The 15,331-nt window shown below is 70.1% G+C and carries 16 protein-coding genes and 1 tRNA gene; 6 read left to right on the top strand and 11 right to left on the bottom strand.

Annotation, left to right across the window (positions count from 1 at the left end; all coding sequences use genetic code 11):
• Positions 1-352, bottom strand: a 352-nt coding sequence (locus tag P2F65_RS17885) for a PAS domain-containing protein (protein WP_275811053.1), incomplete at its 3' end; no start/stop codon positions are given.
• Between the two features lie 582 nt (positions 353-934).
• Between P2F65_RS17885 and P2F65_RS17880 the strand changes: the two genes are divergently transcribed.
• On the top strand, positions 935-1,141 hold the full coding sequence (locus tag P2F65_RS17880; protein WP_275811062.1) for a hypothetical protein: 207 nt from the start codon (positions 935-937) through the stop codon (positions 1,139-1,141).
• Between the two features lie 786 nt (positions 1,142-1,927).
• On the opposite strand, the gene P2F65_RS17875 is transcribed toward P2F65_RS17880, so the two are convergent.
• A complete protein-coding gene (locus tag P2F65_RS17875; RefSeq protein WP_345803717.1) occupies positions 1,928-2,128 on the bottom strand; it encodes a helix-turn-helix domain-containing protein in 201 nt (66 codons plus the stop codon).
• Positions 2,129-2,223: 95 nt separating this feature from the next.
• Between P2F65_RS17875 and P2F65_RS17870 the strand changes: the two genes are divergently transcribed.
• Positions 2,224-2,619 (top strand): tyrosine-type recombinase/integrase, encoded by a 396-nt coding sequence (locus tag P2F65_RS17870; RefSeq protein WP_275811046.1) that lies wholly within the window; start codon positions 2,224-2,226, stop codon positions 2,617-2,619.
• Between the two features lie 10 nt (positions 2,620-2,629).
• Here P2F65_RS17870 and P2F65_RS17865 read toward each other — a convergent pair.
• Positions 2,630-2,711, bottom strand: a tRNA-Gln gene (locus P2F65_RS17865).
• A gap of 160 nt (positions 2,712-2,871) precedes the next feature.
• Between P2F65_RS17865 and P2F65_RS17860 the strand changes: the two genes are divergently transcribed.
• Positions 2,872-3,474, top strand: a complete 603-nt coding sequence (locus P2F65_RS17860) for a TetR/AcrR family transcriptional regulator (protein ID WP_275811059.1) — start codon at positions 2,872-2,874, stop codon at positions 3,472-3,474.
• Positions 3,475-3,549: 75 nt separating this feature from the next.
• Here P2F65_RS17860 and P2F65_RS17855 read toward each other — a convergent pair whose 3' ends face one another.
• Both P2F65_RS17855 and P2F65_RS17850 read right to left on the bottom strand, forming a co-directional pair.
• Entirely contained in the window at positions 3,550-4,143 is a 594-nt protein-coding gene (locus tag P2F65_RS17855; RefSeq protein WP_275811043.1) for a hypothetical protein, read from the bottom strand.
• Positions 4,144-4,349: 206 nt separating this feature from the next.
• Positions 4,350-5,159: a methyltransferase domain-containing protein gene (locus P2F65_RS17850; RefSeq protein WP_275811041.1), complete on the bottom strand. Its 810-nt coding sequence runs from the start codon at positions 5,157-5,159 to the stop codon at positions 4,350-4,352.
• A gap of 59 nt (positions 5,160-5,218) precedes the next feature.
• Here P2F65_RS17850 and P2F65_RS17845 point away from each other — a divergent pair, with 59 nt between their 5' ends.
• Positions 5,219-5,716 carry a MarR family transcriptional regulator gene (locus tag P2F65_RS17845; protein WP_275811038.1) on the top strand — a complete coding sequence of 166 codons (498 nt, stop codon included), beginning with the start codon at positions 5,219-5,221 and terminating at the stop codon, positions 5,714-5,716.
• Between the two features lie 91 nt (positions 5,717-5,807).
• The gene (locus P2F65_RS17840; RefSeq protein WP_275811035.1) at positions 5,808-6,239 is read left to right on the top strand and encodes a pyridoxamine 5'-phosphate oxidase family protein; all 432 of its coding nucleotides are present in this window, start codon (positions 5,808-5,810) and stop codon (positions 6,237-6,239) included.
• Positions 6,240-6,253: 14 nt separating this feature from the next.
• Here P2F65_RS17840 and P2F65_RS17835 read toward each other — a convergent pair whose 3' ends face one another.
• The 6 genes from P2F65_RS17835 to metG all read right to left on the bottom strand — a co-directional run bounded on the left by P2F65_RS17835 (position 6,254) and on the right by metG (position 14,093).
• The gene (locus P2F65_RS17835) at positions 6,254-8,065 is read right to left on the bottom strand and encodes an ABC-F family ATP-binding cassette domain-containing protein (protein WP_275811032.1); all 1,812 of its coding nucleotides are present in this window, start codon (positions 8,063-8,065) and stop codon (positions 6,254-6,256) included.
• A 3-nt stretch (positions 8,066-8,068) separates the two neighbouring features.
• On the bottom strand, positions 8,069-9,001 hold the full coding sequence (locus P2F65_RS17830) for a 4-(cytidine 5'-diphospho)-2-C-methyl-D-erythritol kinase (RefSeq protein ID WP_275811029.1): 933 nt from the start codon (positions 8,999-9,001) through the stop codon (positions 8,069-8,071).
• A gap of 10 nt (positions 9,002-9,011) precedes the next feature.
• The gene (gene rsmA, locus P2F65_RS17825) at positions 9,012-9,872 is read right to left on the bottom strand and encodes a 16S rRNA (adenine(1518)-N(6)/adenine(1519)-N(6))-dimethyltransferase RsmA (protein ID WP_275811026.1); all 861 of its coding nucleotides are present in this window, start codon (positions 9,870-9,872) and stop codon (positions 9,012-9,014) included.
• Between the two features lie 106 nt (positions 9,873-9,978).
• Positions 9,979-11,070 (bottom strand): resuscitation-promoting factor, encoded by a 1,092-nt coding sequence (locus P2F65_RS17820; protein WP_275811023.1) that lies wholly within the window; start codon positions 11,068-11,070, stop codon positions 9,979-9,981.
• 352 nt (positions 11,071-11,422) lie between these two features.
• Positions 11,423-12,286 (bottom strand): TatD family hydrolase, encoded by an 864-nt coding sequence (locus tag P2F65_RS17815; RefSeq protein WP_275811020.1) that lies wholly within the window; start codon positions 12,284-12,286, stop codon positions 11,423-11,425.
• A complete protein-coding gene (gene metG, locus P2F65_RS17810) occupies positions 12,273-14,093 on the bottom strand; it encodes a methionine--tRNA ligase (protein WP_275811017.1) in 1,821 nt (606 codons plus the stop codon). The genes P2F65_RS17815 and metG overlap by 14 nt, the downstream gene beginning before the upstream one ends.
• Before the next feature lie 56 nt (positions 14,094-14,149).
• On the opposite strand from metG, the gene P2F65_RS17805 reads away from it, so the two are divergent.
• Complete coding sequence (locus P2F65_RS17805) at positions 14,150-15,319, top strand: RtcB family protein (protein WP_275811014.1); 1,170 nt, start codon at positions 14,150-14,152, stop codon at positions 15,317-15,319.
• Positions 15,320-15,331: the final 12 nt, after the last annotated feature.

The following is a 15,331-nucleotide window of genomic DNA, read 5'->3' as shown; positions in this document are numbered from 1 at the left end:
GGATCTCGCTCATGTCCTCCGCGACCACTACGATCCCGGTGATCTGGCCGGTTGGGTCGCGGACCGGTGTGCCGGACACGGCGGCGACGAAGGTGTCACCGCGAGGGCGCCGCAGGGTCAGGTCGCCTCGCCAGGTATCACCCGCGATCACCGCGTCGAGGTCCAGCGGACCGTCACTGGCGCCGGGCGCGATCAGGTCGTGCACCTGGTGACCGACCAGCTCGGCGTCGACGGTGGCGAAGACCTCGGTCGCGGCCCGGTTGACGAAGGTGATGGTCCCCGCCGCATCGGTGGCAAGCACCGCCAGCCGGATCGCCTGCAGCAGACGCAACTCGTCGATGTAGCGGTGCATTCCGCGCACCTCCTAACCGACACGCTACCCGCCCTGCCCCGATGCGCACGATTGGCTCTGGTCGGTATCGGCCGCCTTGCTCATCGTCAGGCCGCTGCGGGCCTTTTGGGCGATCTCCTTCACCGTGGTCCGCTGCAGGGCGGCGGCGCCGTGCTCCTCGTCCCGGGAGGCAGCAAGCGGCTCGTGAGCGCTCCTGCCGTGTCCACCGGCGGCTCCCGTAAAGGCACTCATCTGCCGCGAGGAGGAAGGACCCCTACCGCTCTCCGTGGCCTTCGGGCGGCCGCCTCCGCCGGCGATACAGCCGCAGCAACTGCCATGCCCCGACCGCCAGTAGCAACGGACCAAGAACCACCTTTGCCCACTCCATGACCAGTGCGAAGCCGGACGCCGGTCCTACTCCGTCGAGTACGTCGCCGGTCAGGAAGATGCCTCCTAGGAAGACAAATGCCGCCTCCAAGAGGGCCCGACCATCGATCTCACGTTCATGCACGGCGGTCAGGGTCGCACAAAGCCGCGTGTGAAGAGCCACGGCCGAGAACATCCGGACCTGCCCCGGATAGGTAGCCTCATGTCGTGAAGCGGATGGTGGTCGACGGTGAGCGCTTCGATGTCAATGAGCGCGTCGGCGACCCTGGCGTCTACGAGCTTCGATGGGCCACGGGCCCGAACGCGGATTACGGCTTCGCGACGTCAACCTGCAGCGGTGAGCACCAGACTGAGCTGCAGCTTGAGGAAGCGATTCGCCAGTTCCTGAGCCGAGTCGATCCCAGCACTGGCTACATCGAGTAGGCCATCCGGATCTGCCGCATCGAGTAAGAATCGGGGGTAAGTTCCTCCGCGTGGAACGGGCGGCTAGCGAGGGCACTTCATGAGTAGTGCCCTCGAAAGGGCACTTGCCAAGCCGTCCCGGGTGGTGGTGTCGCTGGCACTGACCGGATGGATCGTCAGTGTCGCCGGCGCCACATGGGCAGCCGTGGAGCTTGGCTCACCCCTGACACGCATCCGCCCGCTGACGGGGCTGCCTGGCCCGCCAGTGCTCACCTTGGTGGTTGCCTTTGGATACTGGGTGTGCTTCGCCCTCGTCAGGTGGTGGCGGATCCGTCGTCGCGCCCAGCCCTAGGCAAACGTCCCGAACTGCCTGCGGGTCGCTCTGCCGATGTATGGGGAGGCTGCCGGGAACGGCTCAATGGTTCACGCGGTGACTGTGCGGCAGCATGCCGTCATGAGCATCCAGATGTTTCTCGAGTCCCGGATTGAGATGACGAGCGCCTGGCCCGCGAAGGCATGGCGAGGACGACCTTGGAGGACTCTCGCGTCGCTGTCACGGCGGATGGCCGCGTCAGCGCGACAGGCAGGAGAACGCTCTCGGAGGTCGCCTTGAAGCGAGAGATGTTGTTCTGCCATGACGACGACCTTTCGTAGGACCCGGGCGGGCCGACCACGGTGTGCGTGACGTGCAGGGAGCCTATCCGTGCCAGTCACTACGGATCGCGGCAGCCGTCTACAGCGACCACCCCCGCTACCGACCCGAGTGGCAACCGGACGACCCGGATACGCGAGCTGATTAAGCCGGGGTTAGTTGGGCTCCATTCGGAGCACGTCTCCGACGTCGCATCCGAGTACGTCGCAGATGGCCGTCAGAGTCGAGAAGCGGACAGCTTTTGCGCGATTGTTCTTCAGAATGGAGAGGTTCACGATCGACACCCCCACACGTTCAGCCAACTCGGTGAGGGTCATACCCCGCTCTGCCAGCGGTGCTCGACTGCGGCTCGACACTGGACTCCAAGTGCCTCCCTGCGCCGCCCGGGCTCGCCGGCTGCGGATGACGCAATGCACCGAGGGCTGGCACCTGACCGAGGAGCCTGAGCGCAGTGAACGACCCCACCAGGACAGTGAACTGCGCGATGACGCAGCTCTGCTCACCGCTCTTCCCCGACGTGGCCGGCTCGCTCATGCGCCGCACCGTCGCGGCGATCAACGCCGGCCACGACAAGCCCGTCCTGCCGCCGATGCGGCTGCACGACCTGCGCCACGTGCACGCCACCCTGCTGCTCAAGGCCGGCGTCCCAGTGCATGTGGTGGCGGCGCGGCTGGGCCACGCCGACCCGGCCATCACCCTGCGGGTCTACGCCCACGTCCTGCGCGACCAGGCGGTCGAGGTGGCCCAGATCTTCGGCGCCGTGGTCGACTCCGACCAGCTGGTGTTAGCAAACCCGTTAGCAAATCGGCCCGATGAGAAGCCTGCCGCCGAAGGCCCAAGCCGCTGACCTGCGGGTCTGGCTCCCCGGGTAGGAATCGAACCTACGTCGCTTGTCCTGATTCAAAGTCAGGCGGGCCCTGCCAGCAGACCAACCGGGGAACGTCCTGATAGCAGGACTGCGCACAGGGTAGCCAACCCGGCCCCGCACCACGGAACGGCGCTCCCGGCCCGCTCCACGGTCCGCGACCACGCAACAGGCATGATGGCGCGTGTGACTGACCAGCGCGAGAACGAGGCCATCGCCACGGTGCGCGCCCGCATGACGGGCAAGCAGCGGCGCGAGCAGCTGATCGACGTGGGCCGGAGGCTGTTCGCCGCCAAGGGATTCGAGGGCACTACCGTCGAGGAGATCGCCTCCAAGGCGAGCGTCTCCAAACCGGTTGTCTACGAGCACTTCGGCGGCAAGGAGGGCCTGTATGCCGTCGTCGTCGACCGCGAGATCGCGGCCCTGCTCGGCGGCATCACCGGTGCCCTCACGGCCGACGAGGGCAGCCGCACGACCCTCGAGCGCGCCGCGCTCGCCCTGCTCGACTACATCGAGAGCTCCAAGGACGGCTTCCGCATCCTCGTGCGCGACAGCCCCGCAGGGCAGTCCACCGGGTCGTTCGCCACCCTGATCTCCGAGATAGCCTCCCAGGTCGAGCACATCCTCGCCGCCGAGTTCAAGAGCCGGAAGCTCGACCCGAAGGCCGCTCCGCTGTACGCCCAGATGCTGGTGGGCATGGTGGCCCTGACCGGCCAGTGGTGGCTCGACTCCCCCAAGATGAAGAAGGCCGACGTCGCCGCCCACCTGGTGAACCTCGCCTGGAACGGCCTGGCCAACCTGGAGAAGAAGCCCACCCTGAGGGCGACCCGGGACTGAGCTCCGCCCCCACGGCATACGACACGGGCCCCGGGAGGTGGTCCCAGGGCCCGTCGCGGGGGAAGCCGTGGTGCGTCAGGCGGTGACGGCCTGTCCGCGGGTCGGGGTCTCGATGTACTGGATCTCGGGCTCGCGAGCCGCGTGCCGCAGACCCATCAGACCGAGGACGAGCAGGAGGCCCGCTCCGACGAAGGCGCCGATGGCGGCGTAGCCGGCGATCCGACCGATGGTGTCGAACGCGTAGCCGTAGAGCAGGAGGCCGCGGAGGGTGCTGCCCATGAAGAGCGACTGACGCAGCTCGCCGAGCTTGGCCACCTCAGCCTGGTCGGCGTTGGGGTCGGCCTTCATCTTGTTGAACGCGGAGCTGACCTCGGAGTAGGTCTTGCCACCGCTCGACTCGTTCATGTGGACCAGGATGTAGTGGTCGGCGTAGGCCTTGGCCTGCTGGCCGTTCTCCATCGGCTGGCCCGCGTAGGGAGCGAGGGCGTCCTCGTGCCCCTCGGGGAACCTCTCCTCGACCGGCATCGTGATGTGCTGCGCGGTCAGCTGCTCCTTGACGTTCTGGGCGACGAAGTTGCTGGCCCACGTGAGCAGTCCGCCTGCGACGAGGAGGACGGCGGCCACGATGAGGCCGGTCCAGGAGACGAGCTTGTCCATGGTCTTGCGCATTGCTCTGTCCTTCGCTCTGCCGGGATCTCCGGCGGTGGTTGAAACTGCGATCTCTTGATGCATGAGCAGTCTCTCGATCCGCCGAGAGGGGACCTCAGGGCCGAACGTCCCGGTTTGGGCGGACCACGGACCCCACTTCGGGAGGACCATCAGCGGCGGCCGCCAGTGCCCCAGGAGCAAGCCCCCGATCGCAAACTCGTTGCAGGTCAGCGACTTTCGACCTTGTGTGCCACGGCGAAGACACGTCGGAACGGCAGCAGGACCCCATAGGCCCTGCGGGGGTATGCCGCGCGGAGACGCGCGTCGTAGTCGGCCAGGAAGGCCGCCCGCTCACCCTCGTCGGTGAGGGCGTCGAGCACCGGGCGCAGACCCGTGCCGCGCACCCACTCGAGCACCGGGTTCTCCTGTCGCCCCTCAGGATCCAGGATGTGCTGGTACGTGGTCTCCCAGGCGTCCACCACGCAGCCGAGTGCACTGAGGTCCTCGACGTAGTCGGCCGGCTCGGCGGCCCCGATCCGCGCGAGGTCGGCGCGCAGGTGCTCAGCGGCCGGATGGTCGGCTGCGACGTCGCGCATCAGCTGGTGCGACGGCGCCGCGAGGTTCGCCGGCACCTGCATGGCGAACCAGCCGCCGTTCGTGATGGCCCCGACCCACCCGGGCAGCAGGTCGCGATGACCGCGCACCCACTGCAGGGTCGCATTGGTGACGACCACGTCCGGCTGCGCGCCGAGGGAGGCGATGTCCCAGGTGGCGAGGTCGGCCTCGACCCACTCGACCCGGGCGTCCGAGTCGAGCCCACGGGCCGACTCCAGCATCTGGGGCGAGGAGTCGACGCCCACGACACGCGCCCGCGGCCAGCGTTCGGCGAGCGTCAGCGTGAGGGGCCCGTTCCCGCACCCGAGGTCGACGACCAGGCGCGGATCCTCCGCACCCACCTGGGCCAGCAGGTCCCTGAACGGACGACCCCGGTGGTCGGCGAAGCGGGCGTACTGGGCGGGGTCCCAACGGTTCGACATCACAGCTCCTTCAAAGTGTCTTGATATCAAGATACTTGATGGCGAGTACGATGCGAAGCATGAGCGCGCCCGCCGACGACGTCGACCGGATCGTCGAAGCCTGGAGTCGAGAGCGGCCCGACCTCGACGTCGCGCCGCTGCACGTGCTCTCACGCGTCTCCCGGCTCGCTCGACGCCTCGACCTCGACCGTGCCCAGGCCTTCGCCCGCCACTCCCTCGAGGGATGGGAGTTCGACGTCCTGTCGGCCCTGCGCCGCGCGGGTGACCCCTACCGCCTCTCCCCCGGGCAGCTCGTCCAGCAGACCCTGGTCACCAGCGGGACCATGACCAACCGGGTCGACCGCCTCGAGCGGCGCGGTCTCGTCGAACGCAGCCCTGACCCGCACGACCGGCGCGGCGTCATCGTCCAGCTCACCGAGAGCGGGAAGCGCACCGTCGACGCCGCGATGGCCGACCTGCTCGCCCGCGAGCGCGATCTCCTGGCCGAGCTCCCGGAACGGCAGCGGGCCCAGCTGGCCGACCTGCTCCGCCGGCTGCTCAGCCCGTTCGAGAGCTGACTGCCGCAACGGCTGAGTCTTTCGGCCCATCCGCAGCCCGCGCGGTTCGTCCTACTTTTGGCGCACCACCAACAGCGGCCGAGGAGGGCTCATGGACAACAACCACGAGGTCGTCACCGAGCTGCCCGAACTCGACTGCTGGGAGCTCCTCCGGCAGCAGGAATTCGGCCGTCTCGCGTTCCACCTCGTCAACGAGGTGCACATCGTCCCGATCAACTACGTCGTGCACCGGGGACGGATCGTCTTCCGGACCGCGGAGGGCAGCAAGCTCCTCGGCATCACGATGAACCACGACGTGGCGTTCGAGATCGACCACTACGACGAGGAGCGGGCCACCAGCGTCGTCGTGCGAGGCACGGCTCGCGAGCTCCAGGGCGAGGAGGCAGACCAGGCCGAGAACCTCCCCCTGCGCCCCTGGGTGCCCACGGCCAAGTTCAGCATCGTCGAGATCAAGCCGGTCGAGGTAACGGGCAGGCTGTTCCGCCTCGACCGCCCGTGGTCCCACATGCGGCCCGCCGGCTGAGGTCGGCGACCCGGTCAGCCCACGACGTCGGCGGCGGCGAGCCACTCGAGCTCGAGTGCCTCCCGCTCGTCGACGATCTCGCGCAGCTGGCCGTTGAGCTCGAGCACCTTGGCGTGGTCGGTGGCCGCCTCGACCATCGCGGTGTGCAGCCGCTCCTCGCGCTCGGCGAGCCGGGCCAGCTGCTTCTCGATGCGGGCCATGTCCTTGCGGGCCTCACGCAGCTCGGCCGCCGACGGACCCGCTGCCTGAGGTGCCGTGGGCGTCGCGGGCTGCGCCGCCCCTGACACGGTGGCAGCCTCCTCCTGCTCGTGGCGGAGCTCGAGGTACTGCTCGACCCCTCCCGGCAGTTCCCGCACCCGACCGTCACCCATGAGGGCCACCTGCCGGTCGCAGAGCCGCTCGAGCAGGTAACGGTCGTGGGAGACGACCAGGAGGGTGCCCGCCCACCCGTCGAGCACGTCCTCCAGCGAGGTGAGCGTCTCGATGTCGAGGTCGTTCGTCGGCTCGTCGAGCAGCAGCACGTTCGGCTCCGACATCAGCAGCCGGGTCAGCTGGAGCCGCCGTCGCTCGCCGCCCGACAGGTCGCTGACGCGGGTCTGCTGCCGTCCGCCCGTGAAGCCGAGGCGCTGGGCCAGCTGGGAGGCGCTGATCTCCTTCTTCCCCAGGCGGATGTACTTGCGCACGTCCTCGATGGCCTCGATGACGCGCCACCCGGCATACCGCTCGAGCTCGCGCACCTCCTGCGAGAGGTAGGCGACCTGCACCGTCGCCCCCACCTTGCGCCTGCCCGAGGACAGCGGCACCTCGCCGGCGACCGCCCGCAGCAGCGTCGACTTGCCCGCCCCGTTGACCCCCACGATGCCGACCCGCTCCCCCGGCGCGAGCCTCCACGTGATGCGGTCGAGCAGCACCCGCCCGCCGAGCTCGACGCTCGCGTCGAGCAGGTCGATGACGTCCTTGCCCAGGCGCGTGGTCGCGAACCTCAGCAGCTCGACGTCGTCGCGCAGCGGTGGCTCGTCGGCGATCAGCTGGTTCGCCGCCTCGATCCGGAACTTCGGCTTGCTGGTGCGCGCCGGGGCGCCCCGCCGCAGCCACGCGAGCTCCTTGCGCAGGAGGTTGTCGCGCCGCTCCGCCGTGACGGCCGCCATCCGCTCGCGCTCGGCCTTCGCGAGCACGTATGCCGCGTAGCCGCCTTCGTAGTCCTGGACCTGCCCGCCGACCACCTCCCACGTCATGGTGGCCACCGCGTCGAGGAACCACCGGTCGTGGGTGATCGCGACCAGCGCGTTGTCGGGCCTGGCCCGGTGGCGCACGAGGTGCTCCGCCAACCAGGCGACCCCCTCCACGTCGAGGTGGTTGGTCGGCTCGTCGAGCAGCAGCACGTCCGGGTTCGCGACCAGCAGCCGGGCCAGCGCCAGGCGCCGGCGCTCGCCTCCCGACAGCGGGCCGACGCGGGCCTCCAGCCCGCCGACGGCCTCGGCCCCGACACCGCCGAGCAGGCCCGTCATCACGTCGCGGACCCGGGCGTCACCGGCCCACACGTGCTCCACGAGGTCGCCGAGCACGGCCTGGCGCACCGTCGCCTCCGGGTCGAGGTCGTCGGCCTGGGCCAGCATCCCGAACGAGGCGTCCCCGGCTCGCGTCACGCGGCCGGAGTCGACAGGCTGGAGGCCGGCGAGCACCCGCATCAGGGTGGACTTGCCTCCCCCGTTGCGGCCGACGACGCCGATGCGCGCTCCACCGTTGACGCCGAGGGACACGTCGTCGAGGACATGGGCCGTTCCGAGGGCGAGCGAGGCCCGCTCGACCGAGATCAGGTTCACCATCAGCTAAGGCCGTGGTCCTGCCACGAGGTGGGCTCCATGGGCTGGACCGGTGGCCCGCCGCACGTCCTGGACCGTGCCGGAGGCGGTCAGCGACACCGCCAGGTCGAGAGCGGCCTCGGTGTCCTCGACCAGGAAGGCCACCGTCGGGCCCGAGCCCGAGACGACGCCGCCGAGCGCGCCGAACTCCAGCCCGGCGTCGAGGATGTCCCCGAGCTCGGGCCTGAGGTGGATCGACGCGGCCTGGAGGTCGTTCGTCAGGGCACGGCCCAGCGCGTGGGCGTCGCCCGAGCGCAGGGCCGTCATCATGGCCGGGCTGGGCGCCGGCTCGGGGACGAGCCGGCCCTCGCGGAGCCGGTCGCACTCCGTATACACCGCAGGGGTGGAGAGCCCGCCGTCGCTGAGGGCGAAGACCCAGTGGTAGGTGCCGCGGGCGAGCACCGGGGCGAGGACCTCGCCCCGGCCCGACCCCATCGCGGTACCCCCTGCCAGGAGGAACGGGACGTCGCTGCCGAGCTCGGCCGCAAGCTCCTCGAGCTCCTCGCGTGTCATCGCGAGGCCCCACAGGTGGTCGCACGCCACGAGGGCCGCAGCCGCGTCGGCGGAACCGCCGGCCATGCCGCCCGCGACGGGGATGTCCTTGCGGATGCGGATGTGCACCGGCTCGTCGACGCCGCCGGCGCGGGCCAGGAGCTGAGCCGCCCGGGCTGCGAGGTTGCTGCCGTCGGTGGGCACGCCCTCGGCCCGTGGCCCGCAGACCTCCAGCCCCCACTCGTCGGCGTACGAGACGGTCACCTCGTCGAAGAGGCTGACCGCGTGGTAGACGGTCGAGAGGGTGTGGAAGCCGTCCTCGCGCCGCGGGCCGACGAGCAGCTCGAGGTTGACCTTTGCCGGGACACGCACCGTCGCCGACGAGGACGGCACGGTCGCAGACGTCATGCGCCCCACCCTAGGCCAGCCGGGCCGCTGCTATCGAAGCGAACTCCTCGATGCCCAGCTGCTCGCCCCTGGTGCGCGGGTCGATGCCCGCCGCCCGCAGCAGCTCCTCCGCACGTGCTGGCGACCCGGCCCAGCCGGCCAGGGCGGCTCGCAGCGTCTTGCGGCGCTGTGCGAACGCGGCGTCGATGCAGGCGAACACGTCCGCGCGCGGCGCGGCGGTCGAGGGGGGCTGACGGCGCGTCATCGACACCAGGCCGGAGTCGACGTTCGGCACCGGCCAGAACACGTTGCGCGACACGGTGCCGGCCAGCCTGACGTCGGTGTACCACGCGGCCTTCAGGCTCGGCACCCCGTAGACCTTCGAGCCCGGCGCCGCGGCCAGCCGCTCGGCCACCTCGAGCTGCACCATCACGAGGACGCGCTCGAGGGTCGGGAAGGCCTCGAGGAAGCCGAGCACCACAGGGACGGAGACGTTGTAGGGCAGGTTCGCCACGAGGGCTGTGGGCTGCGGGTCGGGGAGCTCACGGACCTTCAGCGCGTCGGCGTGCACCAGGGTGAGCCGGTCCGCGTAGGCAGGGGCGAGGCGACGCACCGTCGCGGGCAGGACGCCGGCCAGGGCCGGGTCGACCTCCACCGCGGTGACGTGCCCGACCTCGGGCAGCAGGGCGAGGGTGAGGGAGCCGAGGCCGGGGCCGACCTCAACCACGCTGTCGGCGGCACCCACACCCGCCAGCCGGACGATCCGTTTGACCGTGTTGGCGTCGACGACGAAGTTCTGGCCCCACTGCTTGGTGGGCCTGAGCCCCAGACCTGCGGCGAGCTCGCGGATCTGGGCAGCCCCGAGGTACCCGCTGGTCTCCTGCTCGGTCATGGGGGCGAGCCTAGGGGACCGCGGAAACCGTCAGGACAGCGAGCAGAGCAGCGGCAGCGCCCCGGACCACAGGGGTCCGGGGCGCTGCCGCTGCTCGTTGGCGAGGTCAGGCCGCGTGGGCGCAGCCCCACGGCTGCAGGCCGCGGTCCTCGTAGACCCGGTTCGCCACGGTGATCTGCTCCTCCCGCGAGGCCAGGTCGGCCCGCGAGGCGAAGTCGCCGCCGCCGGCGCCCAGCCAGGTCTGGATGTCGAACTGCAGGCCGCCGTAGTAGCCGTTGCCGGTGTTGATCGACCAGTTGCCGCTGGACTCGCACTCAGCGATGCGGTCCCACATGTCGGCGCGGGCCAGGTTGATGGCGCCGCCCGAGCCGGTGCTCGAGCCGGTGGAGCCGCTGTCGGCGACCGGGCGGGGCTTGGTGCCCACCGCCACGACGCGGGCGACCGGCTGCTGGGTGACGACCGACTTGAGCGCCTTCTTGCTCTCGGTCTTGCCGTCGACGGTCACCAGGCGGTACGTCACGACCTTGGCACCCTCACGGCCGGCCTTCACGGTCTTGTTCTGGCCCTTGAACAGCGAGGAGTCGCTCTTCTCCACCGTGCCGAACCCGATGGCCTGCGTCGCGTTGACGGTCTTGGTGCTCACGCGCTGGACGGCGATCTTGAGCCCGTCGCGGATGGGGGCGTTGAGGCCAGGCTTGACCCGGTCGTCGCGGTCGACCGTGATGCGCAGGTCGGCGAGCGCCTCCTTGACGGTCAGGCCGGTGGACGCGGTCGCCAGGTTCTTGCCGTCGACGTGGACCGCCACGGACTTCGGCGTAGAGACGGTCAGGCTCAGACCCTCGCGGCCGAGGGTCTGCGAGCGGGAGGCCGACAGCTTGGCGGAGTCGGCGCGGATGCCGAGCTCCTGCAGCGCGGACGCGACCGTGGTGGCGGTGGTCCAGTACTCACGCGTCTTGCCGTCGACGGTGACGGTGAGCTTGCGGCCGTAGCGGACGACGATCTTCTGGCCGTCCTGGATCTTGCTGTCGGCCGAGGGGACGACCACGTCGTGCTCGCCGACGCGGATGTTCTGCTTCTCCAGGACGTCTGCCACGGTGCCTCCGAAGGAGCGCACGGACGAGGTCTTGCCATCCACGGAGAGGTTCACGGACTTGTCGAAGTAGGAAACGCCCACTGCGCCGGCGACGAGGGTCGTCACCACGGCGCCTTGCGCGACGCGTCTGACCGAACGAGAGATCACGATGCTCCAGTGCTCGAACTTCCCGGGCATCGGAACAGGCGCACGCGGGGGGGGTGACAGCGCACACCCTGCGTGTGAGACAGGGGCACCGTCCAACGGTGAAAAGGGGGTGTCGGTCCACCGTCATCGGCCTTCCAACACCCCGGGGGCGTGCCGCCAGGGGACAAACCGAACCCGGCTAACAGTCATCCACCATGACCGCGATTGGGGCGTAGGTCAAATTTTGGTAACGCCGAAGTCAATAGCCTGCGGGAACTACATGGGTGCCATTAGTGACTACGTCGACCTGGCCCGCGGCCCGCCGCCCGGGTCACCAGGGGCCGTACACGCGCTCCGAGTTGGCGCTCAGCGCCGCGCAGAGGGTGGGCACGGCGACCCCCATGACGTCGGCCATGACGCGCACCGTCAGCGGCACCAGGTAGGGCGCGTTGGCCGCTCCGCGCCACGGCGTCGGGGCCAGGTAGGGAGCGTCGGTCTCGACGAGCACCTGCTCCAGCGGGGTGACCGCCAGGGCGTCGCGGAGGGGGCGGGCGTTCTTGAAGGTGACCGTGCCCGCGAAGGACAGGAGGAAGCCCCGGTCGACGCACGCGCGGGCGACCGCGACGCCGCCACTGAAGCAGTGCATCACGGTGCACTCGGGCGCTCCCTCCTCGTCGAGGATGCGCAGCACGTCGTCATGGGCGTCGCGGTCATGGATCTGCAGAGCCTTGCCGAGGCGCTTGGCCAGGTCGATGTGCCAACGGAACGAATCCTGTTGCACGCCAACACCATCCCGGCCGGTGCGGAAGTAGTCGAGACCGGTCTCGCCGACCACGCGGATCCTGGGGTGGGCGGCGAGCGCCTCGATCTCCTCGTATGCCGCGTCGAGGGCCCCGGCCGCGGCGAGACGGGGCGCCTCGTTGGGGTGGAGGGCGACCCCGCCGAGGATCTCCGGGTGCTTGTCGACGAGCTCCACCGTGAAGCGTGCACCCGGCAGGTCGCACCCGATCTGCACGAGCCGGTCGACCCCGACGGCGACGGCAGCCGCCACCACCTCGGCCACGTCGGACGGCTCCTCGCCGTCGCGCGCGATGTCGAGGTGGGTGTGGTTGTCGACCACCGGGATGGGAAGCGGGTCGGGGGCCGTGGGCACCCGACGACCGGTCGCCGGACGGGACGGCTCAGGCGTCGCCATCGGCCTCGTCAGCGGCGTCACCCTGCAGCCGCCTGAGCTCCTCCTCGACCACGGAGTCGTCGAGCTTCTGGAACACCGGAGTGGGCTTGGTCACAGGGGCCCCGACACGCACCGGACGGGACTCCCACGAGGGGGTCGAGGAGTACTCACCGGTGATGACCGGGTAGGGGTGGCCGTCGTCGAGGTCGGTCACCTCGTCGACGCGGGGCATCGGCATGAACTGCCCCTCGCCGCCGAAGGTCGCGTGCACCGCGTTGGACGAGTGCGGCAGGAAGGGGCTGAGCATGGTGTTGAGGTCGACGACGGCCTGCGCGGTCACGTGGAGGATCGTGCCGAGCCGCTCGCGCTCGTCCTCACCCTTGAGCTTGAACGGCGCCTGGTCGGTGACGTACTTGTTCACCTCGCCGACCACGCGCATGGCCTCACCGATCGCCTGGCGCAGCCGGTGCCGGCCGATGAGCCCGCCGACGGTGTCGAAGCCCTCGCGCACCTTGGCCAGCAGCGCCTCGTCGTCAGCGGTGAGCTCGGCCGCGGGTGGGATCTCACCGAAGCTCTTGGCGATCATCGACGCCGTGCGGTTGACCAGGTTGCCCCAGCCGGCGACGAGCTCGCTGTTGGTGCGGGTGACGAACTCACGCCAGGAGAAGTCTGCGTCCTGGTTCTCCGGGCCTGCGGCGCAGAGGAAGTAGCGCAGCGCGTCGGGCTGGTAGCGCGAGAGCACGTCGCGCACGTAGATGACGTGGCCGCGGGAGGAGGAGAACTGCTTGCTCTCCATCGTGAGGTACTCGCTGGAGACGACCTCGGTGGGCAGGTTGAGCACCCCGTACGGACCGGGCTCTCCCCCGCGAGCCCCCTTGCCGGCATACCCGATGAGCTCGGCGGGCCAGATCTGGGAGTGGAAGGTGATGTTGTCCTTGCCCATGAAGTAGTAGGTGAGCGCCTCGGGGTCGTTCCACCACTCGCGCCAGCGCTCGGGCTCGCCGAGCCGGCGGGCCCACTCGATGGACGCCGAGAGGTAGCCGATGACGGCGTCGAACCACACGTAGAGCCGCTTCGTGGGCTGCTCGCGCCAGCCGTCGAGCGGCACCGGGATGCCCCAGTCGATGTCGCGGGTCATCGCGCGGGGCTTGATGTCATCGAGGATGTTGAGGCTGAACTTGATGACGTTGGGCCGCCAGGTGCCCGACGCCTCGCGCTCCTCGAGCCACTCGCGCAGCGCGTCGGCGAGCGCGGGAAGGTCGAGGAAGAAGTGCTGGGTCTCGATGAACTCCGGTGTCTCACCGTTGATCTTGGACCTGGGGTCCTTGAGCTCGGTGGGGTCGAGCTGGTTGCCGCAGTTGTCGCACTGGTCGCCGCGCGCCTCGGGGTAACCGCAGATGGGGCAGGTGCCCTCGATGTAGCGGTCGGGCAGGGTGCGGCCGGTCGACGGGGAGATCGCGCCCTTGGTGGTGCGCTCGATCATGTAGCCGTTGTTCCAGACCTGTGTGAACAGCTCCTGCGCCACGGCGTAGTGGTTGGCCGTCGTGGTGCGGGTGAACAGGTCGTAGGAGCAGCCGAGGTCGGCGAGCTCGTGGGCGATGACCCGGTTGTTCTTGTCGGCGAGCTCGCGGGCGGTCGTGCCCTCCTTGTCGGCCTGCACCAGGATGGGGGTGCCGTGCTCGTCGGTGCCGCTGACCATGAGCACGTCGTGGCCCGCCATGCGCATGTACCGGCTGAAGACGTCAGAGGGGACGGCGAACCCGGCCACGTGGCCGAGGTGCCGCGGCCCGTTGGCGTACGGCCAGGCGACAGCGGAGAGGACCTTCATGGGACGCAATCCTAGGGGGCACGCCACACCCGGCCTCGGGGTGCACGATGGTGGGCATGGAGCGGATCAGCCCCAGGCTCGTCAGCTGGGCCTCGGTGGTCGACGCCCAGGCGCTGGAGCAGGCTCGCCGCACGGCCGAGCTCCCGTTCGTCCACCCGCACGTCGCCCTGATGGCCGACGCCCACCCGGGCCTCGGCGCCACGGTCGGGTCGGTCATCCCGACGGACGCGGCCATCATCCCCGCCGCCGTCGGGGTCGACATCGGCTGCGGGATGATCGCCGTGCTGACGCAGTTCCGGGCCCCTGACCTGGCGGGCAAGCCCCTGCGCGCCCTCCGCGGTGCGATCGAGCGGGCCGTCCCGTTGTCCGCCGGCGCGGCCAACCGGCGCATCGTGGAGACCGCCGCACCGCGGGTCGCCCTGCTGGAGAAGGAGGCCGAGGCGATCGGCCTCGACCCCCACCGCTACTCCGACCGCTGGCGCGAGCAGCTCGGCTCGCTCGGCTCGGGCAACCACTTCATCGAGGTGAGCCTCGACGAGCAGGACCGCGTCTGGGCCTTCCTGCACTCCGGCTCGCGAGGGGTGGGCAACAAGCTCGCCCAGCACCATATCGACATCGCCCGGCGGATCATGAAGCGCGACCGGGTCGACCTGCCCGACCGCGACCTGGCCTACCTCACCGAGGGCACCGCCGAGTTCGACGCCTACATCCAGGACCTGCACTGGGCCCAGCACTACGCCCTGCTCAACCGCGAGGAGATGATGGACCGGGTCATCCGGCAGCTCGGCGAGTTCCTGCGTGAGCCGGTCGTCGAGGCCGAGCGGGTCAACTGCCACCACAACTTCACCGAGCGCGAGACGCACTCGGGCCGCGCCGTCTGGGTCTCCCGCAAGGGCGCCATCGAGGCACGCAAGGGGCAGCTCGGCCTCATCCCGGGCTCCATGGGCACCCGCTCCTACGTCGTCGAGGGACTCGGCAACGAGCTGTCGCTCTGCTCCGCCCCGCACGGCGCCGGCCGGCAGTTCTCCCGCACCGCGGCCCGCCGTCGCTTCAGCCGGGAGCAGCTACGCCGGGCCATGGCCGGCATCGAGTACCGCGACACCGACGCCTTCCTCGACGAGCACCCGCAGGCGTACAAGGACATCGACCAGGTCATGGCCGACTCGGCCGACCTCGTCCGCGTGCGGCACACGCTGCGCCAGGCGGTCAACGTGAAGGGCGACTGAGGCGCCGTTCGG

The organism is Knoellia sp. p5-6-4 (assembly GCF_029222705.1).
Classification (GTDB): Bacteria; Actinomycetota; Actinomycetes; order Actinomycetales; family Dermatophilaceae; genus Pedococcus_A.
Note: the sequence above shows the minus strand (reverse complement) of the source record. Positions and strands in the feature narration are given on the sequence as shown.

Bases quoted from the DNA above. Each gene is read 5' to 3' on its own strand.
- P2F65_RS17855 (WP_275811043.1), bottom strand. From the start codon at position 4,143: ATGCGCAAGACCATGGACAAGCTCGTCTCCTGGACCGGCCTCATCGTG.
- P2F65_RS17815 (WP_275811020.1), bottom strand. From the start codon at position 12,286: ATGGCGACGCCTGAGCCGTCCCGTCCGGCGACCGGTCGTCGGGTGCCC.
- P2F65_RS17805 (WP_275811014.1), top strand. From the start codon at position 14,150: ATGGAGCGGATCAGCCCCAGGCTCGTCAGCTGGGCCTCGGTGGTCGAC.
- P2F65_RS17840 (WP_275811035.1), top strand. From the start codon at position 5,808: ATGGACAACAACCACGAGGTCGTCACCGAGCTGCCCGAACTCGACTGC.
- P2F65_RS17830 (WP_275811029.1), bottom strand. From the start codon at position 9,001: ATGACGTCTGCGACCGTGCCGTCCTCGTCGGCGACGGTGCGTGTCCCG.
- P2F65_RS17880 (WP_275811062.1), top strand. From the start codon at position 935: ATGGTGGTCGACGGTGAGCGCTTCGATGTCAATGAGCGCGTCGGCGAC.
- P2F65_RS17835 (WP_275811032.1), bottom strand. From the start codon at position 8,065: ATGGTGAACCTGATCTCGGTCGAGCGGGCCTCGCTCGCCCTCGGAACG.
- P2F65_RS17845 (WP_275811038.1), top strand. From the start codon at position 5,219: ATGAGCGCGCCCGCCGACGACGTCGACCGGATCGTCGAAGCCTGGAGT.
- P2F65_RS17860 (WP_275811059.1), top strand. From the start codon at position 2,872: ATGACGGGCAAGCAGCGGCGCGAGCAGCTGATCGACGTGGGCCGGAGG.
- metG (WP_275811017.1), bottom strand. From the start codon at position 14,093: ATGAAGGTCCTCTCCGCTGTCGCCTGGCCGTACGCCAACGGGCCGCGG.
- P2F65_RS17850 (WP_275811041.1), bottom strand. From the start codon at position 5,159: ATGTCGAACCGTTGGGACCCCGCCCAGTACGCCCGCTTCGCCGACCAC.
- rsmA (WP_275811026.1), bottom strand. From the start codon at position 9,872: ATGACCGAGCAGGAGACCAGCGGGTACCTCGGGGCTGCCCAGATCCGC.